Raw genomic sequence first — 19861 nt, 5'->3', positions numbered from 1 at the left:
ATTAATTTTAATGTTTAATTTTTATTCTAGATTATTTCTTGTAGAATACAAAAAAAGTTTTATAGATTATAAAGAGGAAAAAAAATGAAATTAATACAAAGTGATAATTTACCAGCAGCAATTGGTCCATATTCGCCTGCTGTGAAAATAAATGGTTTAGTTTATACATCTGCACAGGTTCCTATTACTCTTGATGGTACTATGGTTGAAAGAGATATTAAAGTTCAAACAAGACAAGTATTATCAAACTTAAGAACATTATTAGAAGATGCTGAAAGTGGAATGGAACAAGTTATTAAAGTATCTGTATACTTAGAAAATATTGAAGACTTCGGTGTTGTAAATGTTTTATTTGCAGAAGCATTTGGTGAACACAAGCCTGCTAGAAGCACTATATCAACTAATGGATTGCCAATTGGTGCAATGATTATGGTTGATTGTATTGCAACTGCATCAGATTATAGATAAAAAACTTATTGTCTTAAAGAAAGTTTAAACTAACTTTAGATAATATTCCCGTTCAAAATAAAGTTAGCATTAATAAAATGAAGTTAACACAAGAGAAGTTAATTTAGAGGAATAAAAATGTACGCAATTATCAAATGTGGTGGAAAACAGTATAAAGTTTCTGAGGGTGATATCTTAGACATTGATTATACTGGTAAAGCTGCAAAAGAAACATTAGAGATTACTGATGTATTAGCTGTAAATAATGGTGAATTAGTTACAGGTGATGCTGTATCAAAAGCAACTGTTCAAGCAGAAGTAGTATTAGATGGTACAGGTGTAAATAGAGACAAAAAAGTTATCATTTACAAAAAAAGAAGAAGAAAAGATTCTAAGTTAAAAAGAGGTTTTAGAAAAAGCTTCACTAAAATTAGAATTACTAAAATCGCTGCATAAGCACAACACAGTTAAGGAGATAAACTATGGCACATAAGAAAGGTCAAGGTAGTACACAGAATAATAGAGATTCAGCTGGTAAAAGACTTGGTGTAAAGAAATATGGTGGTGAAGTAGTTAGATCTGGTAATATTATTATCAGACAAAGAGGTACTAAGATCCATGTTGGACAAAATGTTGGTATCGGAAAAGATCACACAATTTATGCTTTAATTGACGGTGTTGTTAAATTTGAAGTTAAAGATAAAAAAAGAAAAAAAGTTTCAGTTTACGCTTCGTAATTCTGGACTTATTTAGTTTTTTAAGAAGGGTGTTGGCAAATTTGCTAGCACCCTTTTTTTATTTATACAAAATGGAAAATAAAAAGTTAATATAGAGTTGATTTTTTATTTTTCACAAAAGTGAGGTTAAAATGTTTATAGATAGTGCTAGATTTGTAGTTTATTCTGGAAAAGGTGGACAAGGTTGTTCATCTTTTAGAAGAGAAAAATTTGTTGTTAAAGGTGGTCCTGATGGTGGAGATGGTGGAAAAGGTGGAGATGTTTACTTTTTAGTAGATTCTAATACTGATACATTATCTAACTATAAAGGTAGAAAAGTTTTCAAAGCTGATAATGGAAAGCAAGGAATGGCATCAAGAATGACTGGAAAGTCTGCGGATGAGCTTGTATTAATTGTACCTCCAGGAACTCAAGTTATTGATGATGATTCAGGTGAAATTTTACTTGATTTAGTAACAGAAGGCCAAAAAGTAAAAATTCTTGAAGGTGGAAAAGGTGGACTTGGAAATGTTCACTTTAAAAATTCAAGAAACCAAAGACCAACATATTTTCAACCAGGTCTTCCAGGTCTTAGTAAAAATATTAGATTAGAGTTAAAATTAATTGCAGATGTTGGACTTGTTGGATATCCAAATGTTGGAAAATCAACATTAATTTCAACTACATCAAATGCAAACCCAGAAATTGCAAATTATGAATTCACAACTTTAACACCAAAATTAGGTGTTGTTGAAGTTGGAGATTATAACTCTTTTGTTATGGCTGATATTCCAGGAATTATTGATGGAGCGGCAGATGGTAGAGGTTTAGGACTAGAGTTCTTAAAACATATTGAAAGAACAAAAACTTTACTATTTATGGTTGATGTTGCTAATTATAGAACTATGATTGATCAATATAATGTTTTAAAAGAAGAAGTTTCAAAATTCTCTGGTGAGTTAGCTGGAAGAAATTATGCAATTGCATTGAGTAAAATTGATGGATATTATGGTGAAGATTTAGAAGCTGATATTAAACAATTTATTACTGATATTGGATTAGAATGTTCATCTTCTAACGAATTTGGATTTGAAAAAGAGTATCCATATTATGTTCAAGATTTAACTTATTCAAGATTTGATAATTCTAAACCATTTTTTGTATTACCAATTTCTTCTGTTACTAGAAAAAATACAAAATCTATTACTTTTGCACTTTACAATTTATTGGAGCAAAAATAGTGAAACGTTTGGTTATAAAAGTTGGTAGTGCAGTACTTAGAGAAGGTACTGATTTAGCTATTAATAGACTAAATAATCTAGTTGATTTTATAGCTAAGCTTAAACAGGAAAAAAACCTTCAAGTAATTTTAGTATCTTCAGGAGCAGTTGCTGCTGGAAATACAAAATTAAACTTAGATAGAACAAACATTTCAAATAGGCAAGCTCTTGCTGCAATTGGGCAACCATTATTAATGAAGTATTATAAAAAAAGATTTGCAGAATATAATATGACTTGTGCTCAAATACTTTTAGTTGCAGAAGATTTTGACTCAAGAAAACGTTCGCAAAATGCAAAAGAAGTTATGGAAATATTACTTCAAAATGATGTAGTTCCAATAATAAATGAAAATGATGTAATTGCAAATGATGAGCTATTATTTGGTGATAATGACCAAATGGCAGCACATGCAGCTTTCTTTTTTGATGCAGATATGTTAGCAATATTAAGTGATATTGATGGTTTTTATAATTCAAATCCTCATGAGAACCCTGATGCAAAAATGTTAAAATTTGTAAATGAAATTGATGAAGAAGAACTTCAAATGAAACATACTCCTAATTCAGAATTTGCAACAGGTGGAATTGTTACAAAATTAAAAGCAGCAAGTTTTTTAATGAAACGAAATAAACCAATGTACTTAACATCTGGTTTTGATTTAAAAAATGCATATGATTTCTTACTTTATGATAATCATAAAAGTGGAACAATCTTTCAATCAAATAAATAAAATAAAGGTAAGCTTATGAGTAAAAAAATACTTTTTATGGGAACTCCTGATTATGCGACAAGAATTTTTGAAGAATTATTAAATAGCCCTTATGAAATAGTAGGTCTTTTTACTCAACCTGATAAACCAGTTGGACGAAAACAAGTTCTAACTGCACCTCATATTAAACAATTTTGTCTTGATAAAGATTTAGATTTTCCAATTTTTCAACCAGAGAAACTAAGAGGAAATGAGGAAGCTGCATCTGATATTAAAAAATTAAATCCTGATTTTATAATTGTTGCAGCTTATGGTCAAATATTACCAAAAGAAATTTTAGATATTGCACCTTGTATTAATCTTCATGCATCTCTTCTTCCAAAATATAGAGGTGCCTCTCCAATTCAAGAATCACTTTTAAATGATGATTATTTTACAGGTGTTACATCTATGTTTATGGAAGAAGGTTTAGATTCAGGTGATATTTTAGCTTGGCAATATTTAAAAATCACTCCTACAATGGAAGTTGCACAAGCCTTTGATTCATTATCTGATATTGCTGCAAAATTAACTATTACAACTTTAGATAATTTTGAAAATATAAATCCTAAAAAACAAAATGAAAGTGAAGTAAGCTTTTGTAAAAAAATAAAAAAAGATGATGGTTTAGTTGATTTTAAATCCGCAAAAAGTTTATTTTTAAAATATAAAGCATATTCATATTGGCCAGGAGTGTTTCTCTCTTCTGGATTAAAACTTAAAGATATTGAATTGATTGAAAATACTTCAAATAATAAAGAAGGAACTATTTTAGAAATTGATGATAATTTTATTTTAATTGGATGTAAAAAGGGAAGTATAAAAATAAAAACACTACAAGCCCCATCAAAGAAAGTATTAGATTCATCTATTTATATAAGAGGGCAAAGATTAGAAAAAGGTGATACTTTAAAATAACTTATGATATCATGACTAAAAATTATTAAAGTTGGGACTATGGCTAGTGATGATTTAAAACATATATATGATATAAGTTTGTTTAATATAAGTGATCTAGATGTATTGTTGCACGAAATACTTAAGTATACTAGAGAATTACTCCAAGCTGAAGCTGGAACAATTTATATAAAAGATAAAAACTATCTTAAGTTTCATGTTTTCCAAAATGATGCCTTGTCTTATGAAAATATTTATAGATTCTATCACTCTACAAATGAATATAAACTCTCTTTAGATGAAAAAGACAAATACTTAGCTGTCGATTCATTTTTAACAAAAAAAATTATTATGATTGATGATGTTTACGATGCTCCTGAATATGAGTTTATTGGTGCAAAAGAGTTTGACAAAAAATTCAATTATAAAACTCATTCTACTATTTCAGTTCCCTTAATACACCCTATTAATCAAAAAGTTATTGGTGTGGTTCAACTATTAAATAAAAAAGAAAATGATAGATATTCTATTTTTACTGTTAAAGATAAAGAAGTGATTTCAACTATTAGTGCTTTTATTTCCTTGTCAGTTTCCAAAGCACAAGATGACGTATTAAAACTTCAAGAACTAAATAAAAAACTAGAGCAATCAAATGAAGAACTAGAAAGAAGAATTGAAGAAAAAATCATTGAAAATCAAAATAAATCTGCAATTATTTTTCATCAATCAAAAATGGCTTCAATGGGTGAGATGATTGGTAATATTGCACATCAATGGAGACAACCACTTTCTACTATTTCAACACTGGCAAGTGGAGTTTCAATTAATTTAGAAGTTGGTGAACCTGATATTAAAAGGGATATTACTCAACTAAGACAAATTGTTGATACAACAAAAGTATTATCCAAAACTATAGACGATTTTAGAGACTTTTATAACGTAGATACAATGGATGAAAATTTTAACATAGCAGATTCGATTAAAAAAAGTATTGAAATAGCAGAAACTGAAATAACAATTAATGATATCAATGTTGTAATGAATTTAGATAGTAGTTTATATATTTATGGTTTAAAGAATGAATTTACACAATGTATTTTAAACTTGTTAACAAATGCTAAAGATACTTTAATAACAAAAGTTCCAATGTCAGAGCAAAGATATATATTTATAGATTTATTTGAAGAAGAGAATAATCAAATCACTTTACATATAAAAGATAATGGAAGAGGTGTAGATTCTTCTTTCAAAAAGAGTATTTTTGAAGAGCATTATTCTTCAAATAAAAAGAAAGAAGCTTCTGGAGTTGGATTATATTTAACAAAACTCATTATTGAAAAACATATGAAAGGTTCTTTATGTGTAAAAAATAAAGAGTTTGTTTATAGAGATAAACATTATTTTGGAGCATTTTTTACAATAAACTTACCAGGCTAAATTAGCCTAAATAAGTTGTATATGCTGTAATTGTAAATAAACTTAATAAAACTCCAAGTACTAAGGAGTTAATTGCAACTTTCTCATCTAATCCACCTTTAATTGCTAAAACAGTTGCCATAGTCATTGGTGGCATTGCAACTTCAATTATTGTAACTTTAACCCAAGTTTCATTAATACCATAAAAAATCTGAAACCCAATTAGTATAATAATTGGAACAATCACCATTTTTAAAATCATAGCCATTGAAACTATATGAAATTTGACAAAAATATGTTTAAGTTCAAGTTTCATACCAATTGCAATCATAGCAATTGGAACTAAAGTTGCTCCTAATGTTTGGCTTGTTAAAAGCATAAAATTTGGAACTTCAAAGTTTTTAGCAAGTATTGTAATAAAAAACATTAAACTTGGTGGAAATAAAAATACACTTTTAAATATAGATTTTGTATCGTTTTTTCTTCCACTTCCCCAAGTAATTATAAACATACCCAAAGAAACTAAAAGTAAAAAAGAACCAAATAAATCATAAATTAATCCATAAACAATAAAGTCTTGTCCATAAAAGGCATCAATATAAGAAAAACCAATAAAAGATGTATTTCCGAAAGTAGCCATAATCATAAACGTAGCAAGTAAAAGTTTATTTAATTTCATCATTCTACCAATGAAATATGCAAGTGCTAAGTTAAAAAGTATAAATCCAATAAACATAATAATAAGACCAAATATTTTTGCATCTAAAGTTAATGGATATATTTTGGAAAATACAATTGCAGGAAGTGAAAAATATATTACAAATTCAATTAATTGTTTTGAATTATCATGATATATAATTTTGAATAAATATCCTAATAAAAGATATATAGCAATTGGTAAAACTGGATCTAACATAATGACCTTTTTAAAAAGATTATATTTAATATAATCTTGTAAAGTAATTATGTATACTTCGATTATGAAAATAATAAAACTAGACGAAGTTGATTCAACACATACATATTTAAAAGATTATATAAAAACAAATGGATATAGCGAAGCTATTTGTATAACAAGTGATTATCAGACTAATGGTATTGGAAGTCGTGGAAATTCTTGGACAGGAACAAAAGGAAATTTATTTTTCTCTTTTGTTTTAAATAAAAATGAATTACCAAAAGATTTACCAATACAAAGTGCCTCAATATATTTTTCATTTATTTTAAAAGACATTTTAAAAACTATAGGTTCAGAAGTTTGGCTTAAATGGCCAAATGACTTTTATATTAGTGATAAAAAAATTGGTGGTACAATTACAACAGTTTCAAATGATTTAATTTATTGTGGAATAGGATTAAATTTAATAAATGTAAATGAAGAATTTGGAAAACTTGATATTTCTATAACTAGCGATAATATTTTAAAAAGTTACTTTAATAAATTAAAACTAAAAGATTCATGGAAGCAAATTTTTAGTGAATTTAAGATAGAATTTCAAAATAGTCGAAAGTTCCAAGCTAGCGTTGGTGATGAAAAAGTTTCACTTGAAAACGCTTTATTAAATGATGATGGTTCTATCCAAGTTAACAATAAAAAGGTATTTAGTTTAAGATGACAGAGATAATAGCAATAGCTAATCAAAAAGGCGGAGTAGGGAAAACTACTACTGCTGTTAATTTAAGTGCTGCATTAGCAATAGAAGGTAAAAGAGTATTATTAATTGATGCTGACCCACAAGCTAATGCTACAACATCTTTAGGTTTCCATAGAGATACTTATGAATACAATATCTATCATGTAATGTTAGGAACTAAAGAGTTAAATGAAATTATTTTAGATTCAGAAATTGAAAACTTAAAAGTTGCTCCTTCAAATATTGGATTAGTTGGAATTGAAAAAGAGTTTTACAAAAATACTAAAGAGCGAGAATTAGTTTTAAAAAGAAAAATCGACCCAATAAAAAAAGATTTTGATTACATTATTATTGATTCACCACCAGCACTAGGTCCTATTACTATTAATACATTAAGTGCTTCAAATTCAGTACTAATACCAATTCAATGTGAATTCTTTGCACTTGAAGGTTTAGCACAATTATTAAGTACTATTAAATTAGTAAAACAAACAATTAATAAAGGCCTTTTAATTAGAGGTTTTCTTCCTACAATGTACTCATCTCAAAATAACTTGTCAAAGCAAGTATTTGCAGATTTAGCACAACATTTTGAAAATAAATTATTCAAAATTGATGAAAGTTCTTATGTAGTAATTCCAAGAAATATTAAACTTGCAGAAAGTCCAAGTTTTGGAAAACCAATTATGTTATATGACGCAAGTGCTAGTGGTACTAAAGCATATACAAATCTTGCACGTGCAATTACTGCATAATTTACACAAAATATATATTATAACTAGGAAAACTTATGGCATTAGGTAGAGGATTAGGAGAATTATTAGGTGAAGTTGAATCAGCTTACGAAAGCAATAATACAGATGATTATAATTCAAAAGTTGTAGATTTAGACCTTTCTTTAATACAAGCTAATCCAAATCAACCTAGAAAAATCTTTGATGAAGAAAAACTACAAGAATTAAGCTCTTCAATTGTTGAGCATGGATTATTACAACCTATAAGTGTAATACAAAATGAAGATGATACTTTTACTCTAATTTCTGGTGAAAGAAGATTAAGAGCACATAAATTAGCTAACTTACAAACAGTAAAATCTATTGTTTTAGATATTGATACTTTAAAATTAAGAGAATTAGCTTTAATTGAAAATATTCAAAGAGATGACTTAAATATAATTGAATTAGCATATTCATATGCACAATTAATTAACGAACATAATCTTACACACGAAGAATTATCAAAAAAAGTGTTTAAAAGTAGAACATCAATTACAAATACTCTAAGATTATTACAATTAAGCTCTTATGTTCAACAATCACTTGCAAGTAATAAAATTTCAGCAGGTCATGCTAAAATTATGTTAGGTTTGAGTGACAATGAACAAAAAATGGTATGTGATTCAATAATTGGACAAAAACTGTCAGTTAGAGAAACTGAAAAGCTTGTAAAAGACTTAAAAGAAAAGATTAATCCTAAAGTTAAAACAAGTAAAAAGTCTTCAGATTTTGATTTCAAACCTTTATCAAACTTACTAACACAACTACAGTCAAGTGACCTAAAAGTCAAGGCTGAGAAGAATTATTTTAAAATTGAAATCAACTCACAAGAAGATATAGAAAAAATTTCTTCTTACTTTAAGTTACAATAGTAACAAAATCTAAAAATTATCAATCTAATTTTTTCTTTTAATATAATTTTATAGTTAACTTTGCTAAAATATATGAGTTTTAGTTAAACTAAACTGTAAAAAATATGGAGGAATGAATGTTAGACATAAGTCCTGTATTATTGCTTAGCTCTGGTGTTATCTTTCTATTAGTTCTTGCTAGACTAAACAGCTGTTTATTCAAGCCATTACTTAAGCACATGGATGATAGATCAGCTTCTATTTCTAAAGATTTAGAAGATGCAAAATCAAACGGTGCGAACGTTGATGGAATGATTGCAGAAGCAAACAATGCGATTGCCCAAGCAAAAAAAGAAGCAACTGCTATTAGGGAACAAGCCTATAAGGAAGCCAAAGAGAGTGCTGATGCAAAACTTGCGAGTGCTAAATCTAATTTAGAAGCAAAATCTGAAGAATTTGCTAAAAACTTACAAGATGAAACTAAAGCTCTAAGAGATTCTTTAGTATCTACAATGCCTCAATTTAATGAGAGCCTAAAAGCTAAGCTTAGCTCAATTTAAAAGGGAAATGGATATATGAAAAGAATTGTATTACTTGGATTAGCTTTAGCTCCTCTTGCATTATTTGCAAGTAGCGAAGGTGCGGTAGAAACAGATATTGTTCAAAGAACCGTTAACTTTATTATATTTGCTGGAATTTTATGGTATTTACTTGCCGATAAAGTTAAAGCATTTTTCGCCGATAGATCTTTATCTATTCAAGCAGAACTTGACAAAGTACAAGATACTTTAAAAGCTTCTGAAGATAAAGTAAATGCGGCTAAAAAACAATTAGAAGATGCAAATAAACTTGCAGCTGAAATTGTAGAAAACGCTAAAGCTGATATTGATTCTGTAAAAGAAAAAGTATCTGCAGCTGTTAATTCTGATATCACTAACTTAGAGAGAAATCTTGAAGAAATGATTAAAGTTGAAACATCAAAAGCGAAAAGAGAAGTTGTTGCAGAAGTTCTTGAAGAGTTATTAAAATCTGACAATATTAAATTATCTCAAGATGAGTTAGTAAATATTGTTTTAAAGAAGGTAGCTTAATATGAATGATTTAGTAGCAAAAAAATATGTTAAAGCATTAGTTGACGGAAGAGATGCTAAGAGTATTGCTGTAATTAGTAATAATCTTAATAGTATTTCTTCAGCATTTTCTAATGAAAAATTTAACTCAATTATTTCTTCACCTGAAGTTAATGATAGTAAAAAAGTTGAATTAGTAATTTCATTAGTGAAAAAAGCTGATCAAACTTTAACAAACTTCATCAACTTACTTGGTGAAAAAAGAAGACTAGAAATATTACCATTTATCGCATCAGAACTTAATGTTCAAATTGCAAAAATGAATAATACTTATGTTGGAGTTGTTTACACAAACGAAGAATTATCGAAAGATTACGTTTCTTCAATTGAAAAACAATTTAGTAAAAAATTTGATGTTAAATTATCGTTATCACAAAATGTTTGTGATTATGATGGTATCAAAGTAGATATTGATGGATTAGGTGTTGAAATTTCTTTCTCTAAAGAAAGATTAAAAACGCAAATGATTGATCATATTCTACAAGCAGTTTAGAACTTAACAAAGGAGAAATTGAATGGGTACAAAAATTCAAGCTGATGAAATCAGTTCGATCATAAAAGAAAGAATTGATAACTTTGAATTAAACGTAGATGTAAATGAAACTGGTAAAATCATCTCTTATGCAGATGGTGTTGCTCAAGTTTACGGTCTAAAAAATGTTATGGCTGGAGAGATTGTTGAGTTTGAAAATGGAGACAAAGGTCTTACATTAAACTTAGAAGAATCTTCTGTTGGTGTTGTTGTTCTTGGAAAAGGTAATGGTTTAAGAGAAGGAAGTTCTTGTAAAAGACTTGGTTCTTTATTATCTACTCCTGTAGGTCCTGCAATGGCTGGTAGAGTTGTTAATGCTCTTGGTGAACCAATTGATGGTAAAGGTGCTATTGAAGCAACTGATACTAAATTAGTTGAAGAAAAAGCACCAGGAATCATGGCTAGAAAATCAGTTCATGAACCATTACAAACTGGTATTAAAGCAATTGATGCACTTGTTCCAATCGGAAGAGGGCAAAGAGAACTTATTATTGGTGATAGACAAACTGGTAAAACTACAGTTGCTATTGATACTATTCTTAACCAAAAAGGTGAGAATGTTCAATGTATTTATGTAGCAATCGGACAAAAAGCATCAACTGTTGCAACAGTTGTTAGAACATTAGAAGAAGCTGGAGCAATGGAATATACTACTATTGTAAATGCTGGCGCTGCTGATTCTTCTGCATTACAATTCTTAGCACCATATACAGGTGTTACAATTGGTGAGTACTTTAGAGATAATGGTCAACATGCGTTAATCGTATATGATGATTTAACTAAACATGCCGTTGCATATAGAGAAATGTCATTATTATTAAGAAGACCTCCAGGTCGAGAAGCATTCCCAGGGGATGTATTCTACCTACACTCAAGATTACTTGAGAGAGCTGCTAAAATGTCAGATGAAAATGGTGCTGGGTCTATGACTGCATTACCAATCATTGAAACACAAGCAGGGGATGTTGCTGCATATATTCCAACAAACGTAATTTCAATTACTGATGGACAAATCTTCTTAGAAACTAACCTGTTTAACTCAGGAATTAGACCTGCAATTAATGTTGGTTTATCAGTATCTAGAGTTGGTGGAGCTGCACAAATTAAAGCTACTAAGCAAGTTGCTGGTACTTTAAAATTATCTTTAGCACAATTTAGAGAGCTTGAAGCATTCGCACAGTTTGCATCAGATCTTGATGAAGCTACAAGAAAAGAGCTTGAGCTTGGTCAAAGAATGGTTGAAGTATTAAAGCAAGGTGTTAGTGCTCCTTTAGTAATTCAAAAACAAATTGTTATTCTTTATGCTGGTGTAAAAGGTTATTTAAATGATGTTGCTGTTGGTGACGTTGTTAGATTCGAAGCTGAATTACATGCATTCTTTGAACAAAAATATACTAATATTTTAGATGCAATTAAATCTAAGAAAAAATTAGACGATGAAACTGAAGCAGAATTAAAAGCTGCATTAGAAGAATTTAAAACTGTATTTAGTGCAAACTAAGGATTAGTTAATGGCTAACTTAAAAGAGATTAAATTACAAATTGGTAGTGTGAAAAACACTCAGAAGACAACTAAAGCTATGAAGCTTGTATCTTCTGCAAAACTTACTCGAACTAGACAACTGTCTGATCAAGCGAAAAGTTATGCAGGTAAGATAAATGATGTTCTTTCTGATATCGCTACTAGAGTTAGCAAAGTTCAAGACGACGGAAACATCGGTAAAGCATTTATCGCCAACGATAATCCAAAAACAGTGGATATTGTTTTTGTAACTGCTGACAAAGGACTTTGTGGTGGTTTTAATATGGCAACAATTAAGACTGTTAGTAAAATGATGGATGAATATAGTGCAAAAGGAACAACAGTTAGATTAAGAGCTGCTGGAAGAAAAGGTGTTGATTACTTTAACTTCCAAGGTGTAGATTTACATCAATCAGTTTCAGATTTATCTTCAGCTCCTGAGTACGATAGAGCAGCAGATTTTATTAATGATGTTGTAGAAGACTTTAATAATGGTACTACTGATAAAGTAGTAGTTGTTTATAATGGATTCTTAAACATGCTAACTCAAGAAATTAGAGTTAGAGAATTGTTACCAATTAGCTTAGAAAATGCGGATTTAAGTGAAGCAAGTTCTATGTTAAATATTGAACCAGATGATGATGAAGAAGTATTAAATGAATTAACAGGTAAATATATTGATTTCAATATGTATTACGCTCTTATTGACTCTTTAGCTGCTGAACATTCTGCAAGAATGCAAGCAATGGAAGCTGCAACTAAAAATGCAAAAGAGAAAGTTGATTCTTTAACAGTAGAATATAACAAAGCTAGACAAGCTGCAATTACAACAGAGTTAATCGAAATTATCTCTGGTGTAGAATCATTAAAATAATTTAAAGGAGCATCGCGTATGAAAGGTAAAGTTATTCAGGTAATGGGTCCTGTTGTTGATGTAGAATTCGACGGATACCTACCAGAAATAAATGAAGCTATTGACGTAGTATTAGCAGACGCTAATGCTGACAGATTAGTATTAGAAGTTGCTGCACACATTGGTGATAGTAGAGTAAGAACTATTGCAATGGATATGACTGAAGGTTTAACTAGAGGTCAAGAATGTAACGCAACAGGAGGTCCTATTAAGGTTCCTGTTGGTGAAGCTGTATTAGGAAGAATCTTTAACGTAATTGGAGACCCTGTTGATGAGGGTGCTGCTGTTGCTGAAGATACTCCAAGATGGTCTATTCACAGAGACGCTCCTGCATTTGAAGAGCAATCAACTAAAACAGAAATGTTTGAAACTGGAATCAAGGTTGTTGATTTATTAGCTCCTTATTCAAAAGGTGGAAAAGTTGGACTGTTCGGTGGTGCCGGTGTTGGTAAAACAGTTATTATCATGGAATTAATCCATAACGTTGCTTTCAAACATTCAGGATACTCAGTATTCGCAGGTGTTGGTGAAAGAACAAGAGAAGGTAATGACCTTTACTTCGAAATGAAAGATTCTAACGTACTGGACAAAGTTGCATTATGTTATGGTCAAATGAGTGAGCCTCCAGGAGCAAGAAATAGAATTGCATTAACTGGTCTTACAATGGCAGAATACTTCAGAGATGAACAAGGTCTTGACGTATTAATGTTCGTTGATAATATCTTTAGATTTGCACAATCAGGTTCTGAGATGTCAGCATTATTAGGTAGAATTCCTTCAGCTGTTGGTTACCAACCAACACTTGCTTCAGAAATGGGTAAATTACAAGAAAGAATTACATCTACTAATAAAGGTTCAATTACATCTGTACAAGCTGTATATGTTCCTGCGGATGACTTAACAGATCCAGCTCCTGCTTCTGTTTTTGCTCACTTAGATGCAACTACAGTACTTAACAGAAAAATTGCTGAAAAAGGTATTTACCCAGCAGTTGATCCATTAGATTCTACATCAAGAATTTTAAGTGCAGAAGTTTTAGGACAAGAGCATTACGATACTGCAAGAGGTGTTCAATCAGTTCTTCAAAAATACAAAGATTTACAAGATATTATTGCAATTCTTGGTATGGATGAATTATCTGAAGCTGACAAACTTGTTGTTTCTAGAGCTAGAAAAATTGAGAGATATTTATCTCAACCATTCTTCGTTGCAGAAGTATTCACAGGTTCACCAGGTAAATATGTTGAATTAAAAGATACTATTGCTGGATTCCAAGGAATCTTAGAAGGTAAATACGATGATATCCCAGAAATGGCATTCTATATGGTTGGTGGAATCGACGAAGTTTTAGCTAAAGCTGAAAGCTTAAAATAATTAACCATTAAGGCATAACATGGATACAATTAAATTATCAATAGTTACACCTAATGGAGAAATCTTTAACGATGATGTAAAAACCGTAACTCTTCCTGGAAAAGAGGGAGAGTTCGGAGTTTTACCTGGACACTCATCGTTAGTTTCTTCTCTAACAGTTGGCGTAATTATTATTGAAAAAGCTGATTCTACTGAAGCTGTTGCCATAAATTGGGGACATGTTAAAGTTGATGAAAAGTCAGTTGACGTTTTAGCTGATGGTGCAATTGCACTTACAGCTGGACAAGATTCTGAAATTGCTAAAAATATTGAAGCTGCAAAAGATTTAGTTAACTCTGTTAAAGATTCTAAAGTCTCTGTTGCCTCAGTTGAAGCAAGAATTAACTCATTCGCATAATAGCTTATGACTGATACAATACTAAATTATTTGACGAATAGTAGTGCTATAACTTATATAGTTTTAGCGCTATTGTCAATCTACTTAATCATTACGATATGGATTTTCTTATATAGATATTTTTCTATAGTTGCTTTAATTAGAAATGAAGAAAAATCATTAGAATCTTTAACTTCAAGAGAAGCTACATTTTCACCATTATCTGCACTTAATAAATGTGCAAATAGTACAAACTCAAAAGAATTACTTTATGCTTGCGAAATTAATATTATTAAAGAAGCCAGTTCAGGAATTTCTTGGTTAGCTATTATCTCATCTACATCACCATTTATTGGTTTATTTGGAACAGTTGTAGGAATACTAGAATCTTTTGCAAAATTTTCAACTCATTCTAAAGTTGCTTTTTCAGTGATTGCACCAGCAATTAGTGAAGCATTAGTTGCAACAGCTGCAGGTATTTTTGTAGCAATTTTTGCATATACTTTTCACCAAATTTTAGTTAGAAAAGTTTATGAGTTAAATACTTATATCAAGGCTCAATCTCAAATATTAATTGCTAAAGGGTAATTAAAATGTATGATTTTAATCAAAAACCAGATTTAAATATTACTCCTTTAGTTGATATTATGTTAGTACTTTTAGCAATATTAATGGTAACTGCACCAGTAATAGAGTTTGAAGAACCTATAAATCTTCCAAGTGGAAGCAAATCAAAACAAGTTTCAGATTTCAAAAAAATTGATATTTTAATTAATAAAGATAGAATTGTTTTTATTAATAAAAAGAAATATGAAATTAACAATTTCCCAGATAGTTTTTTATTATTTGTTAATGGTAAAGATAAAAATACACCAGTGCATATACGAGCTGATAAAACATTAAAATATGATGATATTATATTTGTTTTAAAATCAGTAAAAGAGTCTGGATTTTTTAAAGTTGCTTTAGTAACAGATGGTTAATTTATGCAAAATAAATCCTCTTTTTTAATTTCAGGAATAATATCTTTTTCTTTTTACATTTTTATTTGTGCTTTAGTAGTTTACTATGTTACAAAACCACCAGTAAAAAAATATACTACAAAAACAACAGCAACAGTTTTAGAACTTGATGTAATAGTTGAAAAAAGTGATAAAAAAAGAATAGAAAAAAAAGAAGATAAAAAAATAGAAAAAAAAGAAGAAGTTGTAGTTGAAAAAGCTGCATCTAAAGCTGCTGAGAAAAAACCTGATTTAAAATCATTATTTGCAAATGTAAAAACAAAAAGCAAAACAGTTGCAAAAAAAGAAGTAAATAAAGTTGTAAAATCTATTGACCCAAAAAGATTTAAATCAAAATTTGAAAAACAAAAAAAATCATCAAATGTAAAACTTGATAAATTGTTGAATGATAAAAAAACTACAACAAATGTTAGAAGTTCAAGCAAAAGTAAAAGTAAAGAAAGCAATGAATACTTTTCACAAGTTTCTGCTTTACTTGATGCTTGGGTTCCACTAATTAGACAAGATAATTTAACAGCTACTGTTCTTGTAATTATAAGTCCAAATGGAAGCTTTGATTATAGATTTTCAAAATATTCAGGAAATAGTGATTTTGATATTTCTTTAAAAGCTTTTTTAGAAGAACAAAAAAGTATAATGTACCCAAAACCTAAAAGAGGTAAAAAAGTTCAAATAAATGTTGACTTTAAATCAAAAGGATAAATATGAAAAAAATATTACTAATAACACTACTAATAATAAGCACAGCTTTTGCAGCAGTAGATGCAAAACTTGAAATTGTAAAAAATGCAAACACACTACCAAAAATTTTAATATCAGTTGCAAGTGACACTGTAGAAATATCTACACTTTCAAAAATAAAAGATTTACTTTCTAAAGATTTAGAAATAAGTGGACATTTTGAAGTTTTAAATATTCAAAATATTATTAAATATGAAGAACTACCTGATATAAATACATTATCAACTCAAGGTGTTGATTTATATTTAAACTTATCAGCTGTTAAAAATGTTTCAGGTGGATATTCACTTCTTACAAAACTGTATGATATAAATGCACAAGCTATGATTTTAGAAAAAAGTTTTACAACTTCAAGAGAGAATAGGTATCCATTTTTAGCACATAGAACAGCAATATCTATTAATGATCACTTCAAGGCTCCAAGTATTAAATGGATGGATAAATTTGTAATTTACTCTGTATATCAAGGTGCTGGAAAAGCTAATATTATGATTGGTGATTATACTTTAACTTATAGAAAAACTATTGTTCAAGGTGGATTAAATATTTTCCCAAAATGGGCAAGTTCTGATCAAAAAAGTATTTATTATACATCTTATAATTATGCAAAACCTACACTTGTAAAACTAAATATTTTTACAAGAGAAAAGAAAGTTATCATGAATTCAGATGGTATGATTGCAGCTTCAGATGTTAGTAATGATGCATCAAAAGTATTAATAACAGCATCTCCATCAGGACAACCTGATATTTATTCTTATAATGTAAATACTGGATCTAAAACTAGAGTTACAACTTACAGTGGTATTGATGTTGGTGGACAATATATAGAAGATGATAGTAGAATTGTATTTGTTTCAGATAGACTTGGAAGTCCAAATATCTTTGCAAAAAGTATTAATTCTCGTGGTGTTGAAAAATTAGTTTACCATAGTAAAAACAACTCTTCAGCAACTGCATTTAAAGATAATATTGTTTATGCAAGTAAAGATAAAAATAATGAATTAGGAACAAGAGCTTTTAATTTATATTTAATGTCAACAAAATCTGATGATTTAAAAAGATTAACTTCAAGTGGAACAAACCAATTTCCAAAGTTTTCACCAGATGGTGAATCACTTTTATTTATAAAAAACTATAATGGTGTAAGTTCAATAGGAATTATTAGATTAAATTTCAATAAGTCTTATTTATTTCCATCTAAAAATGGTAGAATTCAATCAATTGATTGGTAATTAAGTTTTGATTTTGTAAAATCAAGGTAATTTTTAATTTAAGGATAAATTTATGAAAAAAATTAGTATTTACTCTTTTCTAGTAGCATCTGTTTTATTTACAACAGGTTGTAGTGAAAAAAATGTTGACATGACTGTTGACAATACGCCAAAGCAAGTTGTTGATAATTCAGAATCAGCGTTAAACACAATTCCAGATACAACTATCAATGAAATTACTGACGGTTCTTTCTCAATGGCTGGTGAAGCTGATAATGGTGTTTATTACATTATTAATGGTAAAAAAGTATTAATTGAAAATGTATACTTTGGATTTAATAAATATGACTTAACATCTTCAATGAAAGATGTAGTAATGTCAAATGCAAATAAATTATCAGCAGTTAATCCTACTTCAACTATTAAAGTTACAGGTAATACTGATGAGTGGGGAACTGATGAGTATAACTATGCTTTAGGTTTAAAAAGAGCAAAAGTTGTTAAAGACGTATTAGTAAACAATGGTGTTGCTGCAAATGTTTCTTTAGTTACATTAGGTGAAAGTAATCCAACTTGTACTTCTAAGACTACTGCTTGTTGGCAAAAAAACAGAAGAGTTGAACACGCTCTTAGTAAATAGTTCTTATGAATAAATATATTTTATCTTTTTTAATCACAAGCACTTTAGCTGTAGCCCAAGAGGTTTCAGTTTTTGGTGCAGGTGATTTAAATGCTAAAAATCCTTATGGATTAAACTCTTCTGAAAAACACATTTTAAAGAATCAAAAAAATTTAAATTCTCTAACTTCAAAAGTAAGTGATGTAAAATTGTTAATTGATTCTTTAAATAAAAGAATAGAAGGTTTAGAATCTATTTATGAAGGTGATTCTTCAAAGTTAAATTCAACAGTTTTAAAAATGAATCAATTGATGCAAAAAGTTGATATGTCTTCTGATGTAGCTTCTAAAAATAGTGCAGATACTGAAGAAATTAAAAATGTTTCAGAACAACTTCTAAATATGAAAGAAGAGACTGATAAAGAAGTTAAAAAAAGTATTTCTACTTTAAAACGAGCAGTTTCTAAACTTTCTAAATTAGTTAACAAAATTAATTCTCAGTATGTTTCTGAAAATGAATTAAAAACTAATATGAATCAGTTTGTTACAAGAGCTGAATTTGAAGCTTTAAAAAAAGCTGTAGGTGTTAAATCTACAAGTTCTTCTAAAGTATCTTCAACTCCAGTAACTGTAGCTAAGGTTGAAAAAAAAAATAAAAAATTAACTGCAACAGATAGAAGAAATTTATCTGCTAGTGCAAAAGAAGATTACAAAAATAGAAACTTTACAAAAGCTATTCCAAAATTTGAACAGCTTGTAGAGTTAAATTATAAACCAGCAGAAGGTAATTATTACCTTGCTGAAATGTGGTATGTAAGAAAGAAATATGATCTTGCAATAAGTCATTTTAAAAAATCTGCGATTCTTTATGATCAAGCAGCTTATATGCCTACATTATTATTGCACAGTGCTATCTCATTTGAGAAAACAAACGATAAAGAAAATGCAAAAAGCTTTTATAGTACTTTAATAGATCTTTATCCAAGTTCATCTGAGTCTAAAGTAGCAAAGAAAAATTTATCAAAATTATAAAAAAATTATAAAGGAAAATTTATGTCAAATAAAGTTATCGGTATTGAATATAATTTAAAAGACGCAAAAACAGGTGAGCAATTAGACTCTAACCTTGGTGCTGCGCCTTTAGAATTTATTACTGGAAAAGGTCAAATCATTCCAGGTTTAGAAGCAAAAGTTGAAACTATGGCTGCAAATGAATCTGCAGACGTTTTAGTTGAGCCAAAAGATGGTTATGGAGAATACAACGATGAAGCAATTCAAACTTTACCAACTGAGCAATTTGCTGGTATTGAATTAGCTGAAGGTATGTCTTTATACGGAACTGGTGAGCAAGGTGAAACTGTTCAAGTTCTAGTAAAATCATTCAATGATCAAGAAGTTACAATTGATTACAATCACCCAATGGCTGGAAGATCTTTAATGTTCTCAGTTACAATTCTTTCATTAAGAGACGCAAGTGAAGAAGAAGTTCAAACTGGTGTTGTAGGTGGAATGGCTGCTATGAGTGGTGGCGGATGTTGTGGTGGTGGTTCTTCTGAAGCTGCACCTCAGTCTGGTGGATGTGGTTGTAATTAATAGTTGCTAGGTTAGCAAAATGTTTAGATAAACAAAAAATTATATTACAATCTTGCCCAA

General features: G+C 29.2%; 25 protein-coding genes. 24 read left to right on the top strand and 1 reads right to left on the bottom strand.

Annotation, left to right across the window (positions count from 1 at the left end; translation table 11 throughout):
- The first annotated feature begins 84 nt into the window (after positions 1-84).
- From LPB137_RS10605 to LPB137_RS10575, 7 genes are all read left to right on the top strand, one after another.
- Entirely contained in the window at positions 85-468 is a 384-nt protein-coding gene (locus tag LPB137_RS10605; RefSeq protein ID WP_076087832.1) for a Rid family detoxifying hydrolase, read from the top strand.
- 117 nt (positions 469-585) lie between these two features.
- Positions 586-903, top strand: coding sequence for a 50S ribosomal protein L21 (rplU, locus tag LPB137_RS10600; protein WP_076087830.1), 318 nt, complete (start codon positions 586-588; stop codon positions 901-903).
- Positions 904-929: 26 nt separating this feature from the next.
- A complete protein-coding gene (gene rpmA, locus LPB137_RS10595; RefSeq protein WP_076087828.1) occupies positions 930-1184 on the top strand; it encodes a 50S ribosomal protein L27 in 255 nt (84 codons plus the stop codon).
- Between the two features lie 131 nt (positions 1185-1315).
- Positions 1316-2404: a GTPase ObgE gene (gene obgE, locus LPB137_RS10590; RefSeq protein WP_076087826.1), complete on the top strand. Its 1089-nt coding sequence runs from the start codon at positions 1316-1318 to the stop codon at positions 2402-2404.
- The gene (proB, locus tag LPB137_RS10585; protein WP_076087823.1) at positions 2404-3174 is read left to right on the top strand and encodes a glutamate 5-kinase; all 771 of its coding nucleotides are present in this window, start codon (positions 2404-2406) and stop codon (positions 3172-3174) included. The genes obgE and proB overlap by 1 nt, the downstream gene beginning before the upstream one ends.
- Positions 3175-3189: 15 nt before the next feature.
- A complete protein-coding gene (gene fmt, locus LPB137_RS10580; RefSeq protein WP_076087821.1) occupies positions 3190-4110 on the top strand; it encodes a methionyl-tRNA formyltransferase in 921 nt (306 codons plus the stop codon).
- Between the two features lie 39 nt (positions 4111-4149).
- Positions 4150-5526: a sensor histidine kinase gene (locus LPB137_RS10575; RefSeq protein ID WP_076087818.1), complete on the top strand. Its 1377-nt coding sequence runs from the start codon at positions 4150-4152 to the stop codon at positions 5524-5526.
- A 1-nt stretch (position 5527) separates the two neighbouring features.
- Here LPB137_RS10575 and LPB137_RS10570 read toward each other — a convergent pair whose 3' ends face one another.
- On the bottom strand, positions 5528-6421 hold the full coding sequence (locus tag LPB137_RS10570; protein WP_076087816.1) for an AEC family transporter: 894 nt from the start codon (positions 6419-6421) through the stop codon (positions 5528-5530).
- A gap of 64 nt (positions 6422-6485) precedes the next feature.
- Between LPB137_RS10570 and LPB137_RS10565 the strand changes: the two genes are divergently transcribed.
- The 17 genes from LPB137_RS10565 (at position 6486) to LPB137_RS10485 (ending at position 19801) form a co-directional block, all read left to right on the top strand.
- Entirely contained in the window at positions 6486-7121 is a 636-nt protein-coding gene (locus tag LPB137_RS10565; RefSeq protein ID WP_076089345.1) for a biotin--[acetyl-CoA-carboxylase] ligase, read from the top strand.
- Positions 7118-7894, top strand: a complete 777-nt coding sequence (locus LPB137_RS10560) for a ParA family protein (RefSeq protein ID WP_076087814.1) — start codon at positions 7118-7120, stop codon at positions 7892-7894. The genes LPB137_RS10565 and LPB137_RS10560 overlap by 4 nt, the downstream gene beginning before the upstream one ends.
- A 35-nt stretch (positions 7895-7929) precedes the next feature.
- The gene (locus tag LPB137_RS10555) at positions 7930-8787 is read left to right on the top strand and encodes a ParB/RepB/Spo0J family partition protein (protein ID WP_076087812.1); all 858 of its coding nucleotides are present in this window, start codon (positions 7930-7932) and stop codon (positions 8785-8787) included.
- 116 nt (positions 8788-8903) lie between these two features.
- Positions 8904-9326 (top strand): F0F1 ATP synthase subunit B family protein, encoded by a 423-nt coding sequence (locus LPB137_RS10550; protein WP_076087809.1) that lies wholly within the window; start codon positions 8904-8906, stop codon positions 9324-9326.
- 15 nt (positions 9327-9341) lie between these two features.
- On the top strand, positions 9342-9857 hold the full coding sequence (locus LPB137_RS10545) for a F0F1 ATP synthase subunit B (RefSeq protein ID WP_076087807.1): 516 nt from the start codon (positions 9342-9344) through the stop codon (positions 9855-9857).
- A 1-nt stretch (position 9858) separates the two neighbouring features.
- Positions 9859-10389, top strand: a complete 531-nt coding sequence (locus LPB137_RS10540; RefSeq protein ID WP_076087805.1) for a F0F1 ATP synthase subunit delta — start codon at positions 9859-9861, stop codon at positions 10387-10389.
- Between the two features lie 22 nt (positions 10390-10411).
- The gene (gene atpA, locus LPB137_RS10535) at positions 10412-11929 is read left to right on the top strand and encodes a F0F1 ATP synthase subunit alpha (protein ID WP_076087802.1); all 1518 of its coding nucleotides are present in this window, start codon (positions 10412-10414) and stop codon (positions 11927-11929) included.
- Positions 11930-11939: 10 nt separating this feature from the next.
- On the top strand, positions 11940-12824 hold the full coding sequence (gene atpG, locus LPB137_RS10530) for an ATP synthase F1 subunit gamma (protein ID WP_076087800.1): 885 nt from the start codon (positions 11940-11942) through the stop codon (positions 12822-12824).
- Positions 12825-12842: 18 nt separating this feature from the next.
- Positions 12843-14237: a F0F1 ATP synthase subunit beta gene (atpD, locus tag LPB137_RS10525; RefSeq protein WP_076087798.1), complete on the top strand. Its 1395-nt coding sequence runs from the start codon at positions 12843-12845 to the stop codon at positions 14235-14237.
- Positions 14238-14256: 19 nt separating this feature from the next.
- Positions 14257-14634, top strand: coding sequence for an ATP synthase F1 subunit epsilon (atpC, locus tag LPB137_RS10520; RefSeq protein WP_076087795.1), 378 nt, complete (start codon positions 14257-14259; stop codon positions 14632-14634).
- 72 nt (positions 14635-14706) lie between these two features.
- Entirely contained in the window at positions 14707-15201 is a 495-nt protein-coding gene (locus LPB137_RS10515) for a MotA/TolQ/ExbB proton channel family protein (protein ID WP_228144662.1), read from the top strand.
- 5 nt (positions 15202-15206) lie between these two features.
- The gene (locus LPB137_RS10510; RefSeq protein WP_076087791.1) at positions 15207-15596 is read left to right on the top strand and encodes a biopolymer transporter ExbD; all 390 of its coding nucleotides are present in this window, start codon (positions 15207-15209) and stop codon (positions 15594-15596) included.
- 3 nt (positions 15597-15599) lie between these two features.
- Positions 15600-16337, top strand: a complete 738-nt coding sequence (locus LPB137_RS10505) for a TonB C-terminal domain-containing protein (protein WP_076087789.1) — start codon at positions 15600-15602, stop codon at positions 16335-16337.
- Between the two features lie 2 nt (positions 16338-16339).
- A complete protein-coding gene (gene tolB / locus LPB137_RS10500) occupies positions 16340-17611 on the top strand; it encodes a Tol-Pal system protein TolB (protein WP_076087786.1) in 1272 nt (423 codons plus the stop codon).
- A 52-nt stretch (positions 17612-17663) separates the two neighbouring features.
- Positions 17664-18230: an OmpA family protein gene (locus LPB137_RS10495; RefSeq protein ID WP_076087784.1), complete on the top strand. Its 567-nt coding sequence runs from the start codon at positions 17664-17666 to the stop codon at positions 18228-18230.
- A 5-nt stretch (positions 18231-18235) separates the two neighbouring features.
- Entirely contained in the window at positions 18236-19240 is a 1005-nt protein-coding gene (locus tag LPB137_RS10490; RefSeq protein WP_076087782.1) for a tetratricopeptide repeat protein, read from the top strand.
- Positions 19241-19261: 21 nt separating this feature from the next.
- Positions 19262-19801 carry an FKBP-type peptidyl-prolyl cis-trans isomerase gene (locus LPB137_RS10485; RefSeq protein WP_076087780.1) on the top strand — a complete coding sequence of 180 codons (540 nt, stop codon included), beginning with the start codon at positions 19262-19264 and terminating at the stop codon, positions 19799-19801.
- The last annotated feature ends 60 nt before the right edge of the window (positions 19802-19861 follow it).

The sequence above is a fragment of the Poseidonibacter parvus genome (assembly GCF_001956695.1).
Classification (GTDB): domain Bacteria; phylum Campylobacterota; class Campylobacteria; order Campylobacterales; family Arcobacteraceae; genus Poseidonibacter; species Poseidonibacter parvus.
Note: the sequence above shows the minus strand (reverse complement) of the source record. Positions and strands in the feature narration are given on the sequence as shown.